We start from the raw sequence: 19591 nt of genomic DNA, 5'->3' as shown, positions 1-19591 counted from the left end.
CTGCCGAGTCTGTGCTCGGTCAGCGGGGTCCTATTCCCTTGATGAATAAGCGCTAAACGCTTGCCGTGTTAAAAGCGGTAGCGAAGGCCTACGCTCGCCGCATCGAAATCGTAGGCGGACTCGTCCAGGTAGCGCATGTAGTCGGCACCAATCGAGACGTTGTTAGCAATGTCCATCTCGGCACCCGCGCCGTAAGAGAGACCACTTTCGCGATTATCGCTGATCTCGACCTCGGAGAAACCCGCTAAACCGTAAAGACGGAAGTTGGGCGCTACCGGGAGGATGCCTTTAGCATACGCACCCGCCAGATGGTCTAGATCGGCGCCGCGATCCGAACCGCCGGTACCTAGGTGGCCCTCGAGGGCGAAATAATCGTTGAATTGGGCACCACCGCGCAGGCGTAGGCCGACATCGTCACGGGAGTCGCCACGGTCAGGGTTGAGGCTCCAAAACATGGCATCGCCACCCACGTATCCTTGTGGGTATTGGAAAGATTCTTGGGCTTGGGCGGATGCCGCAAACGCACCTGCACCTAACAGAAGCGCTGCAGAGGTCAGTGATAGTACGGTCATCTTCATGGGGATCACCTCAGTTAAAAAACAGTGTTTCCTTACGCTTTCGAAGTGTGGCCTAGGCCCATGAAGAACGCAATTCACCTACTGGCACTTGCATCGAGTTTCCTTTTTTCTTGCGCTGTTGATGACGTTTTCTAACGCCCTTTGGAAAGGCTCAGTACGACGATGCCCCCAACCACCACCGCGCCGCCCACGAGTTGGCTAGGGCTGAGCATTTGGCCCAGTACCAGATAGGCTATCAACAGCGACGCCACCGGCTCGAAGTTCATCACCGGAGCGTTGCGGGCCATATCTAGCCGGGGCACGAAAATAAACAGAATCGAGAATCCACTACCGTACAGCAGCGCCAGTAGCGTTAACCCTATCCAGCCAGTACTGTTATCCGGCAGGCTCATACCGCCCGGCATGGCCCCGAGAAACCCTCCAATGATCATGGCGATGAACACGGTTTGCATGGTCAGCAGACTGCGCAGCGTGCTACCTACCCCAGACAGGCGATGCTCGGTGACCCACAACGCGCAGGCAAACGCAAAGGCCGCTAGTAGTCCAAAACCAATGCCTGCCAGCCACTCCGGCCCCATGGCATCGGCGTTGGCCACCCAGCTAGGAATATCCAGCACCACCAACAGGCCAATCAGAATGGTGCCCATAATCAAGCAACTGCGCAGCGATGGCCGAGGGCCGCCCAGCGCCCAACTAATCAGCGCCAGTTGAATAGGAAAGGTATTCACTAGCAGCAGCGCAATCACCACCGGCAAGCGCGCCACGGCGGAATATAAGCTGACACTTTGCAGCGTAATAAGAAGCCCCACCGCGAGCTGCCAGCGCCACGCTCCCGGAGGCAGCCAAAGGCGTTTTTTCTGAAGAATCACCAAGGAAAGCAGAATCAAGCAAGCCACGCCTGAGCGCATCAACACCGCTAAGAGCAATCCTGTGCCATTATCAAACGCCAGCCGAGCTGAGACGTGGTTAGCAGCGAACATCGTCGCCACCGTCATCATCAGCAGAATAGCGAGATGTCGGGGTAGCAGTGTGGGGGAAGATGTTGAGGACATAGGCACAGAACGGCTCACGATAGGTTATATAAGAAACAGGATGCCGACATTTTACATAGACGGCTAACAAAATTCTTCGCTGATTTTCCGCGTCGCAGCATGTTAAACTAAAGTCTATTCCCTTAACTTCCTCATTACGTTACAAAGGTGGTTATGAACGCACCGGTGCTGGTCATTAACTGTGGCTCTTCTTCTATTAAATACGCTTTGATCGATGCGGACCCGCAGGCACCACGCTTGGCCGGGCTAGCGGAGCGCTTAGGCAGCAGCGACGCCCGCTTGAAAGGTAAAGACAGCGCCGGTGAAAGCTTTACCCAACCGCTGCCGAATGCTGACCACGCCGACGCCTTGAACGCCATTCTTCAGCGTTTGGAAGGTCGCGTACCGGGGGCCGTGGGCCACCGCATCGTTCATGGTGGCGAGCACTTCACCCAAGCAGCGCTGATCGATGACAGTGTGATCGAGGCCATCGAGACCACCGCTGCCTTAGCACCGCTGCATAACCCCACCAACCTAGCGGGCATTGCCGCGACTCGTAAGGTGTTTCCGGACCTGCCTCAGGTGGCCGTGTTCGATACGGCGTTCCACCAGACGCTGCCGCCCCGCGCCTATCGCTATGCACTGCCGGAAGCGCTGTATACCGAGCACGGCATTCGCCGCTACGGTTTCCACGGTACCAGCCACGCCTTTGTTAGCCAGCGCGCTGGCGAGCTGAGCAGCCGTGGCGCAGGCGGCTGGCTTACCGCTCACCTGGGCAACGGCTGCTCCACCAGCGCCGTGTGGAACAACCAGAGCCTGGATACCAGCATGGGCCTTACCCCGCTGGAAGGCCTGGTGATGGGCACCCGCAGCGGCGACGTGGATCCCGGCCTGCATGCGCATCTGCACCGCCAGTTAGGTTGGTCGCTAGATGAAATCGATAACGTACTGAACAAGCAGAGCGGCCTGCTGGGGCTTTCCGGCCTGACCAACGATATGCGCGAAGTAGAAGACCAAGCCATGGCCGGGCACCCTGGCGCCAAGTTGGCGCTGGACGTCTTCTGTTACCGCATTGCCAAATCCCTGGCGGCGCTGTCTTGTGCATTACCTAAGTTAGACGGCGTGATCTTCACTGGCGGTATTGGCGAAAACTCGCCTATCGTACGTCGTGAAGTGCTGGCCCTGCTGCCCCACTTTGGTTTCAGCTTAGATGAAGCGGCCAATGAAGCCACCATCCGTGGCAAAGAGGGCAAGCTGGATAGCGCTGGTCATCAAGGCCCGGAAGTGTGGGTGATCCCCACCGATGAAGAGGGCCGCATTGCCATGGAAACCCGCCACTGCGTGGAGACCCCTGAATGAACAGCTCCCCCGAGCAACCCCAAGCCATTCTGCTTGTCCCCACCAGCATGGGGGCAGGCTTGACCTCGGCCTGTCTGGGCCTGATTCAGGCGCTGGACACCATTGGCCTGAAAGCCGGCTTTCTGAAGCCGTTCATGCAGAACGAGCTGAACGGCCCGGGCCTTGACCGCTCGACGGCGCTGGTCTCGCGGACGCTGAACCAGCGCCCGCCCTCGCCTATTTCCCAGGCACGCCTGGAGCGGCTGCTGCGCGACGACCAAACCGACGAGCTGATGGAAAACGTCATCGAGCTCTACGAGCAGGTGGTGCAGCAGGCCTACCGAGACGGCAGCGCGCTGGATCTGATCGTGGTGGAAGGCGTCGTGCCGACCCAGCACACCACCTACGCCACTCAAACCAATGTGCAGCTCGCTCATGCGCTGAACGCGCGGATCATTCTGGTGGGCTCCGGGGATCTCAACGAGCCCCAGACGCTGGCGGAAGAGCTGGATATGCACGCTCGAAGCTTTGGCGGCGTCAGCTCCAGCCGCACCCTGGGCGGCATTCTGATGCGCATGAAAAACCTGCCCTACGGTCAGGAGGATGACCTTTCGGCCGCGCCGGGCACCATCAAACCGCAGTTGGAAGAGCCGGTACTCAACGAACTGCGACGCTACTCCCCGGCGCTAGCCACCGACCGCTTCCACCTGATTGGCGTGGTACCCTACAGCAAGACCCTGAGCGCTCCGCGCACGCTAGACGTAGCCCGGGCGCTGAATGCCAAGATGCTCAACGAAGGTGAAGCCGCCAGCCGCCGCGTCCTCTCTACCAGCCTGTGTGCCAGAAGTGCGGCCAATGCGCTGCATATCTTCACGCCGGGTAGTCTGGTGGTCGCCTCCGGGGACCGTGATGACGTGGTGCTGGCCTCCGCGCTGGCCACCATGAACGGCACCCAGCTGGCGGGCGTTTTGCTCACCAACGGTTTCTTGCCCAACGAGGGCATGATCGAGATGTGCCGCCCAGCGCTGAAAACCGGCTTGCCGGTGCTGGCGGTAGAAACCGACAGCCTGACCACGGCGCAGAACCTGAGCCAGCTCAGCACTGAAATCCCCATGGACGACTTCGAGCGCGCCGAGCAGGTGGCACGCTACGTGGCGGCACACATGGACCTGGAGTGGCTGAAAGCCAAACTGAGCCGTGGCTACCCCCGCCGCCTGTCGCCGTCGGCGTTCCGCCATCAGTTGGTGAAGCTGGCCCAACAGGCCAAAAAGCGCATCGTGCTGCCGGAAGGCGACGAGCCGCGCACCATCGAAGCCGCCATCATCTGCCAGCGCCGTGGTATTGCCGACTGCGTTCTGCTAGGCAAGCGGGAGGACATCGAAAGCGTGGCCCACCACCGTGGCCTGACGCTGCCCGACACGCTGACCATCATCGACCCGGAAAGCACCCGCGCCAACTATATCGGCCCCATGGTCGAACGCCGCCGAGGCAAGCTCAACGAGCTGACCGCCGAAGCACAACTTCAGGACAACGTGGTGCTGGGCACCATGATGCTGCAGCTGGATGAGGTGGACGGCCTGGTGTCGGGCGCGGTACACACCACCGCCAACACGGTTCGCCCGGCGTTTCAGCTGATCAAGACGGCCCCGGAGTACAACCAGGTCTCGTCGATCTTCTTCATGCTGCTGCCCGAGCAAGTGGTGGTGTACGGCGACTGCGCGGTGAACCCAGACCCGGATGCCGAAACGCTTGCCGAAATTGCCCTACAAAGCGCCCGCTCTGCCGAGGCCTTCGGCATCGAGCCGCGCGTGGCGATGATCAGCTACTCCACCGGCGACTCCGGCACCGGCGCCGACGTGGATAAAGTGCGCGAAGCGACCCGCATCGCCAAGGAGCGCGCGCCGCACCTGGCTATCGACGGCCCGCTGCAGTACGACGCCGCCGCCATCGAAAGCGTGGGCAAGCAGAAAGCCCCCGACTCCCCCGTAGCGGGCAAGGCCACCGTGTTCGTGTTCCCCGACCTCAACACCGGCAACACCACCTACAAAGCCGTTCAACGCAGCGCCCGAGTGGTCAGCGTGGGCCCGATGCTGCAGGGTTTGAACAAGCCGGTGAACGACCTGTCCCGCGGCGCCCTGGTGGATGACATCGTCTACACCATCGCCCTCACCGCAATCCAGGCCAGCCAGCGGCAAGGCTAGGCACTCGCCGAGCCCTGTATACGTATCCGCTGAAAGCTGCGCTAAAAAGAACGCCCCGAACAGTTCACTGTTCGGGGCGTTCAAGTTTTGCGTCAGGTTCAATCGTTGTTAGGCATTACACCCACATCGGCACCATGGCTTCCAGCACCATCACTAAGCTCATCGCAGTGATGGTCAGGATAGACACGCCGAACACCTTCTTCGCCCAACGCACGTCGTCTTCTAATCGATAGCCACACAGCGCCAAGTAGAGCCAGTAGCCGCCCATGGTGAGCGCCACGCACAGGTAGCCTGCGCCCGCTTGGCTGGCCAGTACCAGCGCCAGTGACGCGGGAATGAAGGCCACGATATAGCCCAGAATATGGTGTTTGGCACGTTTGATACCGTGAACCACCGGCAGCACGGGTATCGACGCACGGCGATAATCGGCGTAGCGGAAAATCGCGATGGCGTAGGAGTGCGGCATTTGCCACAGGCAGAAAATCACCAGCAGCATGAACGCGCCGCTGTCGAACTGCCCCGTGACCGCGCAGTACCCCACTACCGGCGGCATGGCACCGGAGAGGCTGCCTACCAGCGTGCCGTACTCAGAGTGGCGCTTCATATAGAGGCTATACACCCCCACATACACGCCCCAACCGATTACCGCCAGCGCCACCGTCAACCCATTGGTACCCAGCGCCAAGCAGACCACACCGGCCACCCCCAACAGCGCTGAAATGCCCAGCGCCTGGGTGATTGAGATGCGCCCCTTGGCCAGCGGGCGATGGCGCGTACGCGCCATCAGTGCATCAATATCCCGGTCGATGACGTTGTTACAGGCGCAGCCCGAAGCAATCACCAGCGCAATGCCCATCATCACCGAGGCAAAGGTGACCCAATCGAAGGTGCCGTGAGCGGCTAAAAAGTAGCCGCCCAAGGTCGCAATCAAGTTGCCACCAATGATCCCCGGCTTGGTGAGCGCCAGCACGTCGCGCCAGCGGCTCGGCGCCACGTTCAGCCGATCATCATGTTGAGATGCAGATGCTGCATGATCCATAACGAGCCCCCTACCACCAGGACGAGTATCGTCAGTGTGAAAACGAAGGACATCACGTTCCAGCCTTCGTCGGCTTTGGTATTCATATGCATAAACATGACCAGCTGGACCAAAATCTGCAGCACGGCTGTTATAGCGATGACCACCACCGTCGTGGCGGTGCTCAACGCACCGCTCATAACGACCGCGAACGGAATCACGGTTAGCACTAAAGATAGCAGAAGCCCCGTCACATACGATTTAACGCTTCCGTGAGAAGACGTTGAAGATGATGAATGACTCATGTCACAGCACTCCCATCAGATAAACGAACGAGAAGACGCAGATCCACACGATGTCCAGGAAGTGCCAGAACAGGCTCAGGCACAGAATCCGCGGACGTGTCATCGGGGTGATGCCCTTGGTCGAAAGCTGCACCAGCATCACTAGAATCCACACCAAACCAACGGTCACGTGGAGGCCGTGGGTGCCGACCAGGGTAAAGAACGACGAGAGAAACGCGCTCTGATCAGGGCCGTAGCCCTGATGAATCAAGTGCTGAAACTCGTACACTTCCATACCGACGAACGCGGCACCGAGCAAGAAGGTGATCGCCAGCCACGCTTTTACTTGGCCGACGCGCTCGGCATTCATCGCCAGTACGCCCATGCCAAAGGTGAAGCTACTGAACAGCAGCAGGAAGGTTTCCACCAGCACAAAGGGCAGCTCAAAAATATCTGCCGCCGTTGGCCCGGCGGCCGTGCCTTTCATCAGCACGGCGTAGGTGGCAAACAGTGACCCAAAGATCACCAGGTCACTCATCAAGTAGACCCAGAAGCCAAATACTTTCGTGCCGGTCGCGTCGTGGTGCTCATGGGGCTCGGACGCGGCGCCATGATGTAGGGTATCGGTGGCCATTACGCGCGTGTCTCCACATAGTTGGTCTGTTCACGGTCAGACGCTGCGCTGCTCGGCGCAGACGTTTTGCGCTTTTCGTGCGCGCGCTCGATGCGCGCCACTTCGGCAGCGGGCACGTAGTAGTCGATATCTTCGTTGAATACACGGGCGATGAAACTGACGACGACGCCCAATGCACCCACGGCTGCCAGCCACCAGATATGCCACACCAGCGCAAAGCCTAGAATCAGCGCGAAGAAGCTAATCACCGGACCCGCCACGGTATTGCGCGGCATGTGAATATCGGTGTAGGGCGCTTCGTCCAACTGCTCGTTGCTACGCTGCTTTTGCGACCAGAAGCTGTCGATGTCGCCGACTTCCGGCAGGCGCGCGAAGTTGTAGAACGGTGCAGGCGACGAGGTGGACCACTCCAGCGTGCGGCCATCCCAGGGGTCGCCGGTCAGATCTGCATTCAGCTTGCGGTCACGGATACTGACCCAGAACTGAATGATGGTGCAGGCAATCCCCATCATGATGATCACGGCACCTACCCAGGCCAGAATCATCCAGGGTTGCCACTCAGGATTGGCGTAGGACTGCATGCGACGCACGGCACCGAAGAAGCTCAGCACGTAAAGCGGCATGAACGCGACGTAGAAACCGATGAACCAGCACCAGAACGAGCGCTTTCCCCACTTCTCGCTCAGCGTGAAGCCGAACGCTTTCGGGAACCAGTAGGTCAGGCCCGCCATCATACCGAACACCACGCCGCCGATGATGACGTTGTGGAAGTGAGCAATCACGAACAGACTGTTGTGCAGGACGAAGTTGGCTGCTGGCAGCGCCAGCATCACGCCGGTCATGCCGCCCAGGGTAAAGGTGATGATGAACCCCAGGGTCCATAGCACCGGCGAGGTCAGCTCCAGGCTGCCGCGGAAGATGGTGAACAGCCAGTTGAACACTTTCACCCCGGTGGGGATGGCAATGATCATGGTCATGATGCCGAAGAAGGCATTGACGTTGGCACCGGCCCCCATGGTGAAGAAGTGGTGCAACCAGACGATGAACGACAGCAGCGTAATGGCCACCGTGGCCCACACCATGGTTTTGTAACCAAACAGTCGCTTGCGGGCGAAGGTGGCGATGACTTCAGAGAACACGCCAAAGGCCGGCAGAATCAGAATGTACACTTCCGGGTGACCCCATGCCCAAATGAGGTTGACGTACATCATCATGTTGCCGCCAAAGTCATTGGTGAAGAAGTGCATACCGAAGTAGCGGTCAAGGGTTAACAGCGCGATGGTCGCGGTCAGAATCGGGAAAGAGGCAATGATGAGGACGTTGGCGCACAGCGACGTCCAGGTAAAAATCGGCATGCGGAACAGGGTCATGCCTTTGGTGCGCATTTTCAGAATGGTAACGAAGAAGTTGATGCCGGTGAGCGTCGTGCCTATCCCGGATATTTGCAGTGCCCATATCCAGTAATCAACCCCCACCCCAGGGCTAAACTCTATCCCCGATAAAGGCGCATAAGCGAGCCAGCCGGTTTTGGCGAACTCCCCTACCACGAGGGAAATATTGACCAAAATCGCCGACACGGCGAACAGCCAGAAACTCAGGTTATTCAAAAACGGGAAAGCAACGTCGCGGGCGCCGATTTGCAGCGGCACCACCAGGTTCATCAGGCCGATGACCATGGGCATCGCAACGAAGAAGATCATGATTACGCCGTGGGCGGTAAAGATCTGATCGTAGTGTTCAGGAGGGAGATAACCAGCAGCCCCACCGGCCGCCATGGCCAACTGGGTACGCATCATAATCGCATCGGCAAAGCCGCGAAGCAGCATCACCAAGGCCACCACAAAGTACATAATGCCGAGCTTTTTGTGATCAACGGAGGTGAACCACTCGTTCCACAGCCAGCCCCATTTTCGGTAGTATGTCAGTGCGCCTAGTAGCGCGGTACCCCCAATCGCCATAAAGGCGGCAACGACCATAATGATCGGTTCGTGGTATGGAATGGCTTCTAACGTGAGTTTTCCAAACATGCTTAACCCCCCGCTTCAACGCTTGTGGGATGGCCGCCCATGGCGTGTTCATCACCCGCATGCTGATTGGTAACATGGCCGATCGCGGCCTGCTGTTGAGACGCGCTGGCGCTCTCTAGCTCGCTGGATTCACCGTGGCTATCGTGGGCATCACTGATGGCGTCACCGTGGCTTGCATGACCGCCGTGCCCACTGCCGTCACCACCGTGGAAGCTGCTGACTATCGACTCATAAAGCCCAGGCGTAACCGCCGAGAAGTACGCCACCGGGTGGTATTCCGTCGGCTGCGCTAGGGCTTCGTAACCGTCCGGGAAGGTCAGGGTGTCATCGGCGTCACGCACGTTGTCCACCCAGGCGTCGAATTCCGCCGAAGAGGTCACGTGGGCATCGAAGGTCATGCCAGAGAAGCCAGCACCGCTGTAGTTGGTGGAGCGGCCTGGGTAGACGCCCTCTTCATCGGCGATCAGGTGCACGTCGTTGTCCATGCCCGCCATGGCGTAGATCTGGCTGCCCAGGTGGGGAATGAAGAACGCATTCATCACCGAACCAGAGCTGACCCTGAAGCGCACCGGCGTATCCACCGGGAAGGCCACTTCATTGACACTGGCAATGCCCTGCTCGGGGTAGATGAACAGCCATTTCCAGTCCAGCGCCACCGCCTGTATTTCCATGGGCGCTACGCTGCTTTCGATGGGCTTGTGGGGGTCAAGGGAGTGCGAGGTTTTCCAGGTAAGAAAGGCGAGAACGGCGATGATCAAGCAGGGAACGGTCCAGACGGCAGCTTCAATCGTATTGGAGTGCGCCCAGTCCGGCAGATACTTGGCAACGCTATTGCTGCGCCGGTAGCGCCAGCCAAACAGCAGCGTCATCACAATCACCGGAATGACCACAATCAGCATCAACCCAAAGGAGGTCAGAATCAGCGAGCGTTGTTCAACGCCAATCTGCCCCTTGGGATCCAGCAATGCAGAACTGCAGCCCGTTAACAGCAAGCACAATACGACGAGCACAAAAGTGCCTCGCCTGCGCCAGTGGGTAGGTAGTTGCATGGTGTGATCTCATCAGAGAGTTGTCTAAAACAGCCCACTGCTTGGCTGGCTAACTAGCCAGCTAAGTAGCAAGCTAACTATCACCCCATACTTTTCCCAGAGCAGTGAGAGCGTAAGCGTTGCTCCGGGAAAAATATGCGCCACCGCATGGGGTTGGTGGCGAGCCTCGGCCATGCGCTGATGCGCATCAACTAAGACTAAAGTATTTTCTATTGATCTGAGTCAATCAGAAAGAGACGTTATGCCGCACCCCGCGCACCGGTTTGAAGAGGGCGATACGGAGCTTCGACCGTCTTTCATTAGGCGAGCGTGACGTTAAGCGCGGGCAGCGGATGGCGCTCCAGCAAACCAGGGGCGCGCTCGTCGTCGGTGACGATGACATCGAAGTCTTCCAGCGAGGCAAAATAGGCCGGGCGCACCACGCCAAACTTACTGGAGTCAACAATCAACAGCCGCTGCATCGCGGTGGCAATCGCCGCCTGCTTAGGCCCGACTTCGTGAAAATGAAAGCAGCTTACGCCTCGTTCGCAATCCACGCCGGCAGCAGAGATCAGCGCCTTGTTGATGCCCAAGCGCTCGATGGCCGCGCCCATGCCGTCGCTGCCAAACGATTGAGAGGACGCGTAGAAAAGCCCACCTAGCAATACGAGGCGCACATTGGGCAGCCCAGCGACGGCATTGGCTACGTTGAGCGCATAGGTCACCACGGTAAGCTCTCGGAAACGACTAAGCTGACCCAGCAGTGGAATGAGCGTGGAGCCGCAGTCGATAAACAGCGTATCGCCCTCTTCGATGAAGCTGGCCGCGCGCTGACAAAGCCGCTGTTTGACTTGGTAATGGCTCGCCTGCTGCTCGGTCAAATCGTATACCGGCGTCACGCCGGGGTAGCTGGCCATCACCAATCGCCCGCCCAACAGGCTAATGGCCGACGGCTGCGTCGAGAGATCCCGTCGAATGGTCATTTCGGAGACGCCGCACAGCTTGGCGGCATCGCGAAGATGCAGGGTTCCCCCGCTGGCCAGCGCTTCTTGCAGCATGGCCATGCGCTGTGCGCTGCGATCGTTCATGTCCGGCATCTCCTTATGATTCATTTTGTTATCGGCATTGCGCCCCGCCAGGCATCCTATGCTGAGCTAGGCCCCTGCCAATTTCCACTACTGCGCACTCTTTTCACTGGCGTCCCCCACCCGTGATGCGCTTATCACATTTAAATAGCGTTGATGTGACGATACTTGCAAATCAGCGTTAAAAAAATAACACTCAATGTTATAATTTTAACATCAACGCCAGCCTGCACGACCCACAACGTCGGTATGCCACCTCTCGTGGCACCGTAACAACCTTTGTTGAGGCTTTCATGACCGCTTTATCCCCCTCTCACGTTTCTTCGCTCGTCACGCTTGGCGCTGGCGTTTTACTGACAAGTGCTGCCTTGGCAACGCCGGCCTTTGCCGATGACTCCGAGCCGCATACCCTTGACCGTTTGTGGTCGTTCGCTAACGTATCGATCAACTACCTGGACTGGTCGAACGGCACCGAAGCGCGCACTGCTAGCAACGCAGCGAAAAGCGACTTTACGTATGTTGAAATCGAAGGCGGCGTCGGCTTTAGCTGGGGCGAATTTTACGGCTTCTTCGATTTCGAGAACCCGACCAACGACCAATTCGACCAATCCAGCGGCGGTAAAGACAACTTCCGCACCGCCGGTAAAGTGACCTCGCACATCTACCTGGGCGACAGCCCGCTATCGATTTACGCCCACCTGTACGATTTCCGCGACTACGGCTACGAGTCTCGCGAGCAGGACCAAATCCTGGGTCTGGGCTACCGCACCACGTTTGATAACGGCCTGTGGTTCAAACCGTTTATTGGCGCAGCGCGGGTACAGAGCAATAGCTATACCGGCATGAACGGCTTTATGGCTGGCTGGGTCGCGGGCTACGACTTTACCGCTCTGAACCAGAACTTCAGCGTGACCAACTGGCACGAGCAGACCTTCGGCCGTGACGACGACTACCTGACTCAGAACTACGTGGGCGATAAAGCAGGCAGCGTAGGCACCAACGGCGCACTCAGCCTGTGGTGGCATCCGTCTGATTTGATCACCACGGGCGTGCAGTACCGCTACTCAGAGAATAAACTGGGCACCCCGGATGCTTACCAAAACGCGATGATCTACTCAGTGAAGTTGAACTTACTGTAATCGCTCACACTCCTCACGATCCGAAGGTACTCCCATGACCCTCATCATGAGCCTGGTTGGTATGGTCACCCTAGTGGCCATTGCCCTGATTTTTTCTTACGACCGCAAGTCGATTCGGCTGCGCACCGTACTGGGTGCCTTTGCCATCCAAGCCGGTATTGGCGCGTTTGTGCTCTACGTGCCGTTCGGCCAGGCGGTGCTGCAAGCCATTTCCGCTGGTGTTAGCCAGGTGCTGGTGTACGCCAACGACGGTATCGGTTTTTTGTTTGGTGGCCTTGCCGATGTAGAAAACGTCGGTTTTGTCTTCGCCATCAAAGTCCTGCCGGTCATCATCTTCTTCTCGTCGCTGATTGCCGTGCTCTACTACCTAGGCATCATGCAGTGGGTCATTCGGATTCTGGGCGGCGCACTGCAAAAAGCACTGGGCACCTCGCGCACCGAATCGCTCTCTGCGACCGCCAATATCTTCGTGGGCCAAACCGAGGCTCCGCTTGTCGTACGCCCATTTATTGCCCGCATGACGCCTTCGCAGCTATTTGCGGTGATGTGTGGCGGCTTAGCATCGGTAGCCGGTTCCGTTCTGGCGGGCTACGCAGCGCTGGGCATTCCCATGGAGTATCTGGTGGCGGCCTCGTTCATGGCGGCGCCTGGCGGCCTGCTGTTCGCCAAGCTGATCATGCCGGAAACCCAGAACGTGGAAGATAGCGACAGCGTTTCCAAGGTCGATGAAGAGCTGAAAGAGCAGGACGACAAGCCTACCAACGTACTGGATGCCGCGGCGTCCGGCGCGACCTCCGGCCTGATGCTGGCAGCCAACGTGGGTGCCATGCTGCTGGCGTTCATCGGCTTGATCGCGCTGATCAACGGCATTTTAGGTGGCGTTGGCGGCTGGTTCGGCTTTGAATCGCTGAGCCTCGAGCTGATTCTCGGCTGGCTGTTTGCGCCGCTGGCGTTCCTGCTCGGCGTGCCGTGGGAAGAGGCAACGCTGGCAGGTTCTTTCATCGGCCAAAAGCTGGTGGTCAACGAGTTCGTGGCCTATATCAACCTCGCTCCCTATATCGATGGGGAACAGGTGGTGGCGGCGACGGGTCAACTGATGACCCCGCACACCATGGCGATTCTCTCCTTTGCGCTATGTGGCTTTGCCAACCTGTCGTCCATTGCGATTCTGCTGGGCGGCTTGGGTAGCATTGCGCCCACGCGTCGCAAAGAGATTGCCCGCTTCGGTGTGAAAGCCGTTTTGGCCGGTACGCTCTCTAATTTGATGTCGGCATCCATTGCTGGCTTCTTTATTGCGCTGGGCAACCTGACGGCTTAACGCAGCGAGTACGACACCATGCAACGGGCGCTGCTATGTTTTCGCAGTGCCCGTTTTGTCTTTTATTGATTTGCGAGAATTTCATGAACGCGACTGCCTCCCCCCAGCTCACTCAAGCCCAACTCACCCAAGCCGCTCGCCAAGCGTTGACGCTGATGGATTTGACCAGCCTGAACGACAGCGACACCGACAGCGTGATCGAAGCGCTGTGCCAGCAGGTGAAGACGCCGTTCGGCAACCCGGCGGCGGTGTGCGTTTATCCGCAGTTCATCGTCACCGCTGCCCGCGCGCTCAGCGCCCACAAGCTGGAGAGCCAAGTCAAGATCGCCACGGTCACCAACTTCCCCCACGGCGGCGACGATATCATGGGCGCTGCCCGTGAAACCCGCGAAGCCGTGGCGTCTGGCGCTCACGAAGTCGACGTGGTGTTTCCTTACCGTGCGCTGATGGCAGGCGATGAAGAGACCGGCCGCGAGCTGGTAGAAATGTGTAAAGCCGCCTGCGGCGGACAAGCCCAGCTAAAAGTCATCATCGAATCTGGCGAACTCAAAGAGCCTGCGCTTATCCAACGCGCTAGCGAGCTGGCCATCGAAGGTGGCGCGGACTTTATCAAAACTTCCACCGGTAAAGTACCGGTCAACGCTACCCTGGAAGCCGCCGAGATCATGCTAAAAGCCATCAAAGCCAGCGGTAAAAATGTCGGTTTCAAAGCCGCTGGTGGCGTTCGCACCGCCGAAGAAGCGGCCCAGTACCTGGCGCTGGCTGCCGACATCATGGGCCCACAGTGGGTGACGCCCGAGCACTTCCGGTTCGGTGCATCCAGCCTGCTGAATAACTTATTGAACACGCTAAACGGCAATGCCGATGCCGCGACCAATGGAGGCTACTAAATGTCGTCAAACGCATCTCACCACGCCCTGCTTCCCCAAGAACTGATTCGCCTGAAGCGCGACGGCCAGCCGCTGCCCGCTGAAGAGATCAAAGCCTTCGTACAGGGCATCGCCGACGACCGCATCAGCGACGCGCAGATTGGCGCCTTCACCATGTCGGTGTTTTTAAACGGCATGAGCCGCGAAGAAGTCGTGGCATTGACCACCGCGACGCGCGATTCTGGCCACGTCATGCAGTGGGATTCCCTCAACCTACCCGGCCCGATTGTGGACAAGCACTCCACCGGCGGCGTGGGTGACCTGGTATCGCTGGTGTTAGGCCCCTGGGTCGCCGCCTGCGGCGCGTTCGTGCCGATGATTTCTGGCCGTGGCCTGGGCCACACCGGCGGCACGCTGGACAAGCTGGAATCAATCCCCGGCTACGACCCCTACCCCGCGCCCGAGCGCTTCAGCGATGTCGTAAAATCCACCGGTGTGGCGATTATCGGCCAAACCGGCAACCTCGCCCCGGCGGATAAGCGCATCTACGGCGTGCGCGACGTGACCGCCACTGTGGAATCTATTCCGCTGATCACCGCGTCTATTTTGGGCAAGAAGCTGGCCTCTGGCCTGGATGCCCTGGTGATGGACGTCAAAGTAGGCAGCGGCGCGTTTATGCCCACCCCGGAAAAATCCCGCGAGCTGGCGAAAAGTATCGCCAACGTGGCCACCCAGGCAGGCACACCCACCACCGCCCTGCTCACCGACATGAGCCAGCCACTGGCCCCGTGTGCCGGTAACGCGGTGGAGATCGTCGAAACCCTGGCGCTGCTGCGCGGCGAGCGCGCCAACAGCCGCGTGATGCAGGTCACCCGCGAACTCGCCGTCGAGATGCTGATGGCGGGCAAACTGGTGGCTAACCGCGAAGAAGCCCTTACCAAGCTGGACAAAGCGCTCACCTCCGGCGCGGCCGCAGAAGTCTTCGCCCGCATGGTGCGCGAACTGGGCGGCCCCGCCGACTTTATGGAGCGCTCGGACAGCTACCTGGCCACCGCCCCGGTGACTCAAGCGGTGTATCCCGAGCAGAGCGGTATCGTACAGCGTTTCGATACCCGCGCCGTGGGCATGAGCGTGGTGGAACTGGGCGGCGGTCGCCTGCGTAACGACGCCAGCGTCGATCACAGCGTCGGGTTTAGCGATATCGTCGAAATCGGCGACCGTGTCGACAGCCAGCGCCCGCTGGCCATCGTCCACGCCCGCACCGAAGAGGCCGCCGCCCGCGCCGCCGCCCAGCTACGTGCGGCGGTCACCATCGGTGACGCTGAAGCCACCGCCGACACCCTGCTGCAAGAGACCTTCCGAGGAGAAGCCTAATGCGTCGTGCCGTTGTCTTAGTACTCGACTCTTTTGGAATCGGTAGCGCGCCGGACGCCGCTACCTTTGGCGATCAGGGTGCCGACACCCTGGGCCACATCGCCGCTGCTTGCGCCCGTGGCGAAGCGGATACCGCCGAGCGTTCCGGCCCGTTGAAGCTCCCCAATATGGCCGCGCTCGGCCTGTTCCACGCCCACCGGGATGCCACCGGTAGCGTGGCGGAAGGCGTCAGCCTGCCCGAGCAGTTGAACGGCGCTTACGCCCACGCCAAAGAGATCTCCAGCGGGAAAGACACCCCTTCCGGCCACTGGGAAATTGCCGGTGTGCCGGTGCGCTTTGACTGGGGCTACTTCCTCGATAAAACCAACAGTTTCCCCCTGGAGCTGCTGGATGCCATCGTTCAAGAGGCGGATTTAACGGGCGTGATCGGCAACTGCCACGCCTCAGGCACCGAGATTATTGCCCGCCTGGGCGAAGAGCATATCGCCACCGGCAAACCGATTGTGTATACCTCTGCGGACTCCGTGTTCCAGATTGCCGCCCACGAAGAGCATTTTGGCCTGGAGCGTCTCTATGCCCTGTGCGAAACCGTGCGCGAGCTGCTGGAGCCCTACAACATTGGCCGTGTTATCGCCCGCCCGTTTATCGGCGACGACCGCGAAAGCTTTGCCCGCACCGGCAATCGCCGCGACTACAGCGTTGAGCCGCCCAGCCCCACCGTGCTGCAAAAGCTGGCTGAGGCCGGCGGTGAAGTGGTGTCGATTGGCAAGATCGCCGACATCTACGCCCACTGCGGCATTACCCACAAGGTCAAAGCCAGCGGCCACGACGCGCTGATGGAGGCCACCCTGGCGGAAGTGGCGCGCACCGCCAACGAAACCAGCGACCGCCCGACCATGATCATGACCAACTTCGTCGATTTCGATTCGGTCTATGGCCACCGCCGGGACGTGCCGGGCTACGCCGCTGCGCTGGAGCACTTCGATGCCCGCCTGCCGGAGCTGCTCGCCACGCTCAACGACGACGACCTGCTGCTGCTCACCGCCGACCACGGCTGCGACCCCAGTTGGGAAGGCACCGAGCACACCCGTGAATACGTGCCGATCATGGTACGCGGCGCAGGCTTCACCCCCGGCCCGCTGGGCGAGCGCGGCACCTTCGCCGACATTGGCCAAACCCTCGCGGCGTTCTTCGCCGTCGATGCCATGGCCGATGGCGAGAGCTTTTTACCGAACGCGGCATAAAAGCCGACAACCCCATTAGCACGCTGATGTGCACGGCCTGAATGCCACTGATTGGGTTATTCAGGCCAAACATTTTTTAGAGAGGAGTGTTCCATGGCTACCCCACATATCAATGCCGAGAAGGGCGATTTCGCTGATACCGTACTGATGCCCGGCGACCCGCTGCGCGCCAAGTACATCGCCGACACTTACCTGGAGAACGTGCGCCAGGTGAACGACGTGCGCAATATGTTCGGCTACACCGGCACCTACAAAGGCCGCGAGATTTCCGTCATGGGCCACGGCATGGGTATTCCTTCCGTGTCCATTTACGCCAAAGAGCTGATTACCGATTACGGCGTGAAGTCGATCATTCGCGTGGGCTCCTGCGGCGCGGTACGCGACGATGTCAACGTGCGCGACGTGGTGATCGGGCTGGGTGCCAGCACCGACTCCAAAGTGAACCGCATGCGCTTCAATGACCACGACCTGGCCGCCATTGCCGACTTCGAGCTGGCCAGCCACGCCGTGGCGGCCGCCAAAGCGCAGAACGTCGCCGTGAAAGTCGGCAACATCTTCTCGGCGGACCTGTTCTACAACCCGCAAACCGACATGGCCGAGCTGATGAAGCGCTACGGCATCCTCGGCGTCGAGATGGAAGCCGCAGGCCTGTACGGCGTGGCCGCCGAGTTCGGTGTCCGTGCACTGACCATCTGCACCGTCTCCGACCACATTCTGAAAGGTGACTCGCTCTCCAGTGCCGACCGCCAAACCACCTTCAACGACATGATGGTGATTGCCCTCGACACCGTTCTGCGCGATGACGCCGCCAAGGCGTAATGCCCGGCGTCTTGAGCCCATAGACATCCTGAACACAGAGAGAGAATAGCGCCATGAGCCACGCGGATCAGGCATTGGTCGACACGCTGCTGAGCACCCTGGGCAACGCCTACGCGCCCTACTCCAACCACCCCGTGGCGGCGGTGATGGAGTGCCCCGACGGCCAGCAGTTTGCCGGTAGCAACGTGGAAGTCGCCCACTACAAAGGGCTGTGTGCCGAAGCCTCGGCGATTTCTGCCATGGTTACCGCTGGCCAGCGCGAGCTGGCCAAGGTCTACGTGATGGGCCCCGGCGAGCACCTCTGCACGCCCTGCGGCGACTGCCGCCAGCGCATCCGCGAATTCGCCACCCCCAGCACGCAAATCATGGTGCTCTCCAAACAGGGCGAGGTGTTGAAAACCTACACCATGGACAGCCTGCTGCCCGACGCTTTTGGGCCGGAGCAGCTGCCGGGGCGTTAGAAGGCCATGATTTACGTTATGAGCGCAGGCCAGACAAGGCGAAATTAACCGAAAAAGCGGAGTTTACAGATAGTAAATGAGCATTTTGAGGTTAATTTCAACGCAGTATGGACAAGCGTAATAGTAAATCGGGGTCTTCTTAGCTCGTTTCTCGCAACACAAGCGCCACCGGCAGCGACACGTGCCGGGGCGCTTTTCCCGCCAGTGCTTCGCTCAATAGCTCGACACTCATCGCCGCAATGGCCGCAATATCCTGGCGCACGGTGGTTAAGCCCGTCGCCAAGGTAGGCAGGTCGTCAAAGCCGGTAACGGCCACGTCTTCGGGCACACGAATATCGCGATCTTCCAGCGCGGCGACACAGCCGAGCGCCAGCTCGTCGGTAGCGCAGACCAGCGCATCGAACGGTAGTGGGTCGTCATGGTTGAGAATACGGTTAAGGTAGCGGTAGCTAGTGAGCGAGTCGGACGTAAACCGATAGGGCAGGCTGAGTAACTGCTCGCTAAGCGCTGCCTCTGCCATCGCTTGCTGGTAACCGGAAAGGCGGCTGTGGGGGCGCGGTACGTCCAACTCTCCGCCCACAAAGGCAATCCGCGTTCGCCCTTGTTGAATCAGATGCTGAGTGATCTGGTATAGCCCGGAGACATCGTCCGGAGCCACCGAAAAGCCTTCCCCCGCATTGCCAATGCGTACAAACGGTATGCCCGCCGCGCGCAGTACGCCTGGGCGCTCGTCTTCACCCGTTTCCCCTAGCAAAATCGCCGCGCCCGCCCGTTCTGGCAGCTCATGGGTTTGGTCGTGGTGGAAAAAGATCGGCACCATACCCTGCTGGTGCAGCGCGACGGTCAGGTGCTGGTAGAGCAGAATATAGTAAGGGCGCAGCTCGATATCTTGCCGCCCAAGGGAGATTCCTACGACGGCGGCTTTGCCGCTGATGAGCTGCCGCGCCGCCGCGCTGGGCTGATAGGCCACTTCGCGGCTGATGGTGAGAATCTTGTCGCGCAGCGCGTCGCTGATCCCCGGCTTGCCGTTCAGCGCCCGGCTTACCGAGGCAATCGAGACCTCGGCACGCCGGGCAATTTCACGAATGGTGGCGGTTTGCGCGCTCGGTTTGTTCTGTTTCATGCCATGCCTCAGCCAGTCGG

At 59.7% G+C, this 19591-nt stretch carries 18 protein-coding genes; 9 read left to right on the top strand and 9 right to left on the bottom strand.

Annotated elements, in window-relative coordinates; all coding sequences use genetic code 11:
- Positions 1-68: 68 nt before the first annotated feature.
- A complete protein-coding gene (locus NH344_RS01750; protein ID WP_058575966.1) occupies positions 69-578 on the bottom strand; it encodes a porin family protein in 510 nt (169 codons plus the stop codon).
- Between the two features lie 131 nt (positions 579-709).
- Entirely contained in the window at positions 710-1630 is a 921-nt protein-coding gene (locus NH344_RS01745; RefSeq protein ID WP_253027456.1) for a DMT family transporter, read from the bottom strand.
- Between the two features lie 153 nt (positions 1631-1783).
- Here NH344_RS01745 and NH344_RS01740 point away from each other — a divergent pair, with 153 nt between their 5' ends.
- Entirely contained in the window at positions 1784-2968 is a 1185-nt protein-coding gene (locus NH344_RS01740) for an acetate kinase (protein WP_062374788.1), read from the top strand.
- Entirely contained in the window at positions 2965-5148 is a 2184-nt protein-coding gene (pta, locus tag NH344_RS01735) for a phosphate acetyltransferase (RefSeq protein ID WP_137094284.1), read from the top strand. Before NH344_RS01740 ends, pta begins: the two co-directional genes overlap by 4 nt.
- Positions 5149-5263: 115 nt before the next feature.
- Here the strand turns inward: pta and cyoE are convergent, their stop codons facing one another.
- From cyoE to NH344_RS01705, 6 genes are all read right to left on the bottom strand, one after another.
- Positions 5264-6187: a heme o synthase gene (gene cyoE / locus NH344_RS01730; RefSeq protein ID WP_044629018.1), complete on the bottom strand. Its 924-nt coding sequence runs from the start codon at positions 6185-6187 to the stop codon at positions 5264-5266.
- Positions 6145-6471, bottom strand: coding sequence for a cytochrome o ubiquinol oxidase subunit IV (cyoD, locus tag NH344_RS01725; RefSeq protein WP_044629017.1), 327 nt, complete (start codon positions 6469-6471; stop codon positions 6145-6147). Before cyoD ends, cyoE begins: the two co-directional genes overlap by 43 nt.
- A gap of 1 nt (position 6472) precedes the next feature.
- On the bottom strand, positions 6473-7084 hold the full coding sequence (gene cyoC, locus NH344_RS01720; protein ID WP_044629016.1) for a cytochrome o ubiquinol oxidase subunit III: 612 nt from the start codon (positions 7082-7084) through the stop codon (positions 6473-6475).
- Positions 7084-9111, bottom strand: coding sequence for a cytochrome o ubiquinol oxidase subunit I (cyoB, locus tag NH344_RS01715; RefSeq protein ID WP_253027455.1), 2028 nt, complete (start codon positions 9109-9111; stop codon positions 7084-7086). The genes cyoC and cyoB overlap by 1 nt, the downstream gene beginning before the upstream one ends.
- Before the next feature lie 2 nt (positions 9112-9113).
- Complete coding sequence (gene cyoA / locus NH344_RS01710) at positions 9114-10160, bottom strand: ubiquinol oxidase subunit II (RefSeq protein WP_253027454.1); 1047 nt, start codon at positions 10158-10160, stop codon at positions 9114-9116.
- 299 nt (positions 10161-10459) lie between these two features.
- A complete protein-coding gene (locus NH344_RS01705; protein WP_253027453.1) occupies positions 10460-11227 on the bottom strand; it encodes a DeoR/GlpR family DNA-binding transcription regulator in 768 nt (255 codons plus the stop codon).
- A gap of 290 nt (positions 11228-11517) precedes the next feature.
- On the opposite strand from NH344_RS01705, the gene NH344_RS01700 reads away from it, so the two are divergent.
- The 7 genes from NH344_RS01700 to cdd all read left to right on the top strand — a co-directional run bounded on the left by NH344_RS01700 (position 11518) and on the right by cdd (position 18448).
- Positions 11518-12363 carry an outer membrane protein OmpK gene (locus tag NH344_RS01700; RefSeq protein WP_253027452.1) on the top strand — a complete coding sequence of 282 codons (846 nt, stop codon included), beginning with the start codon at positions 11518-11520 and terminating at the stop codon, positions 12361-12363.
- Between the two features lie 34 nt (positions 12364-12397).
- Positions 12398-13681 carry a NupC/NupG family nucleoside CNT transporter gene (locus NH344_RS01695; protein WP_253027451.1) on the top strand — a complete coding sequence of 428 codons (1284 nt, stop codon included), beginning with the start codon at positions 12398-12400 and terminating at the stop codon, positions 13679-13681.
- 83 nt (positions 13682-13764) lie between these two features.
- Positions 13765-14571, top strand: coding sequence for a deoxyribose-phosphate aldolase (gene deoC, locus NH344_RS01690; protein WP_044629010.1), 807 nt, complete (start codon positions 13765-13767; stop codon positions 14569-14571).
- Positions 14572-15924 carry a thymidine phosphorylase gene (deoA, locus tag NH344_RS01685; protein WP_253027450.1) on the top strand — a complete coding sequence of 451 codons (1353 nt, stop codon included), beginning with the start codon at positions 14572-14574 and terminating at the stop codon, positions 15922-15924.
- Positions 15924-17168: a phosphopentomutase gene (locus NH344_RS01680; RefSeq protein ID WP_253027448.1), complete on the top strand. Its 1245-nt coding sequence runs from the start codon at positions 15924-15926 to the stop codon at positions 17166-17168. Before deoA ends, NH344_RS01680 begins: the two co-directional genes overlap by 1 nt.
- A gap of 93 nt (positions 17169-17261) precedes the next feature.
- Positions 17262-17987, top strand: a complete 726-nt coding sequence (deoD, locus tag NH344_RS01675) for a purine-nucleoside phosphorylase (RefSeq protein WP_253027446.1) — start codon at positions 17262-17264, stop codon at positions 17985-17987.
- A 53-nt stretch (positions 17988-18040) separates the two neighbouring features.
- Positions 18041-18448, top strand: coding sequence for a cytidine deaminase (gene cdd / locus NH344_RS01670; protein ID WP_189464142.1), 408 nt, complete (start codon positions 18041-18043; stop codon positions 18446-18448).
- Between the two features lie 139 nt (positions 18449-18587).
- Here the strand turns inward: cdd and NH344_RS01665 are convergent, their stop codons facing one another.
- Positions 18588-19571, bottom strand: a complete 984-nt coding sequence (locus NH344_RS01665) for a LacI family DNA-binding transcriptional regulator (RefSeq protein ID WP_213262301.1) — start codon at positions 19569-19571, stop codon at positions 18588-18590.
- Positions 19572-19591: the final 20 nt, after the last annotated feature.

It is taken from the genome of Halomonas sp. Ps84H-12 (genome assembly GCF_024124725.1).
Taxonomy (GTDB): Bacteria; Pseudomonadota; Gammaproteobacteria; order Pseudomonadales; family Halomonadaceae; genus Vreelandella; species Vreelandella aquamarina.
Note: the sequence above shows the minus strand (reverse complement) of the source record. Positions and strands in the feature narration are given on the sequence as shown.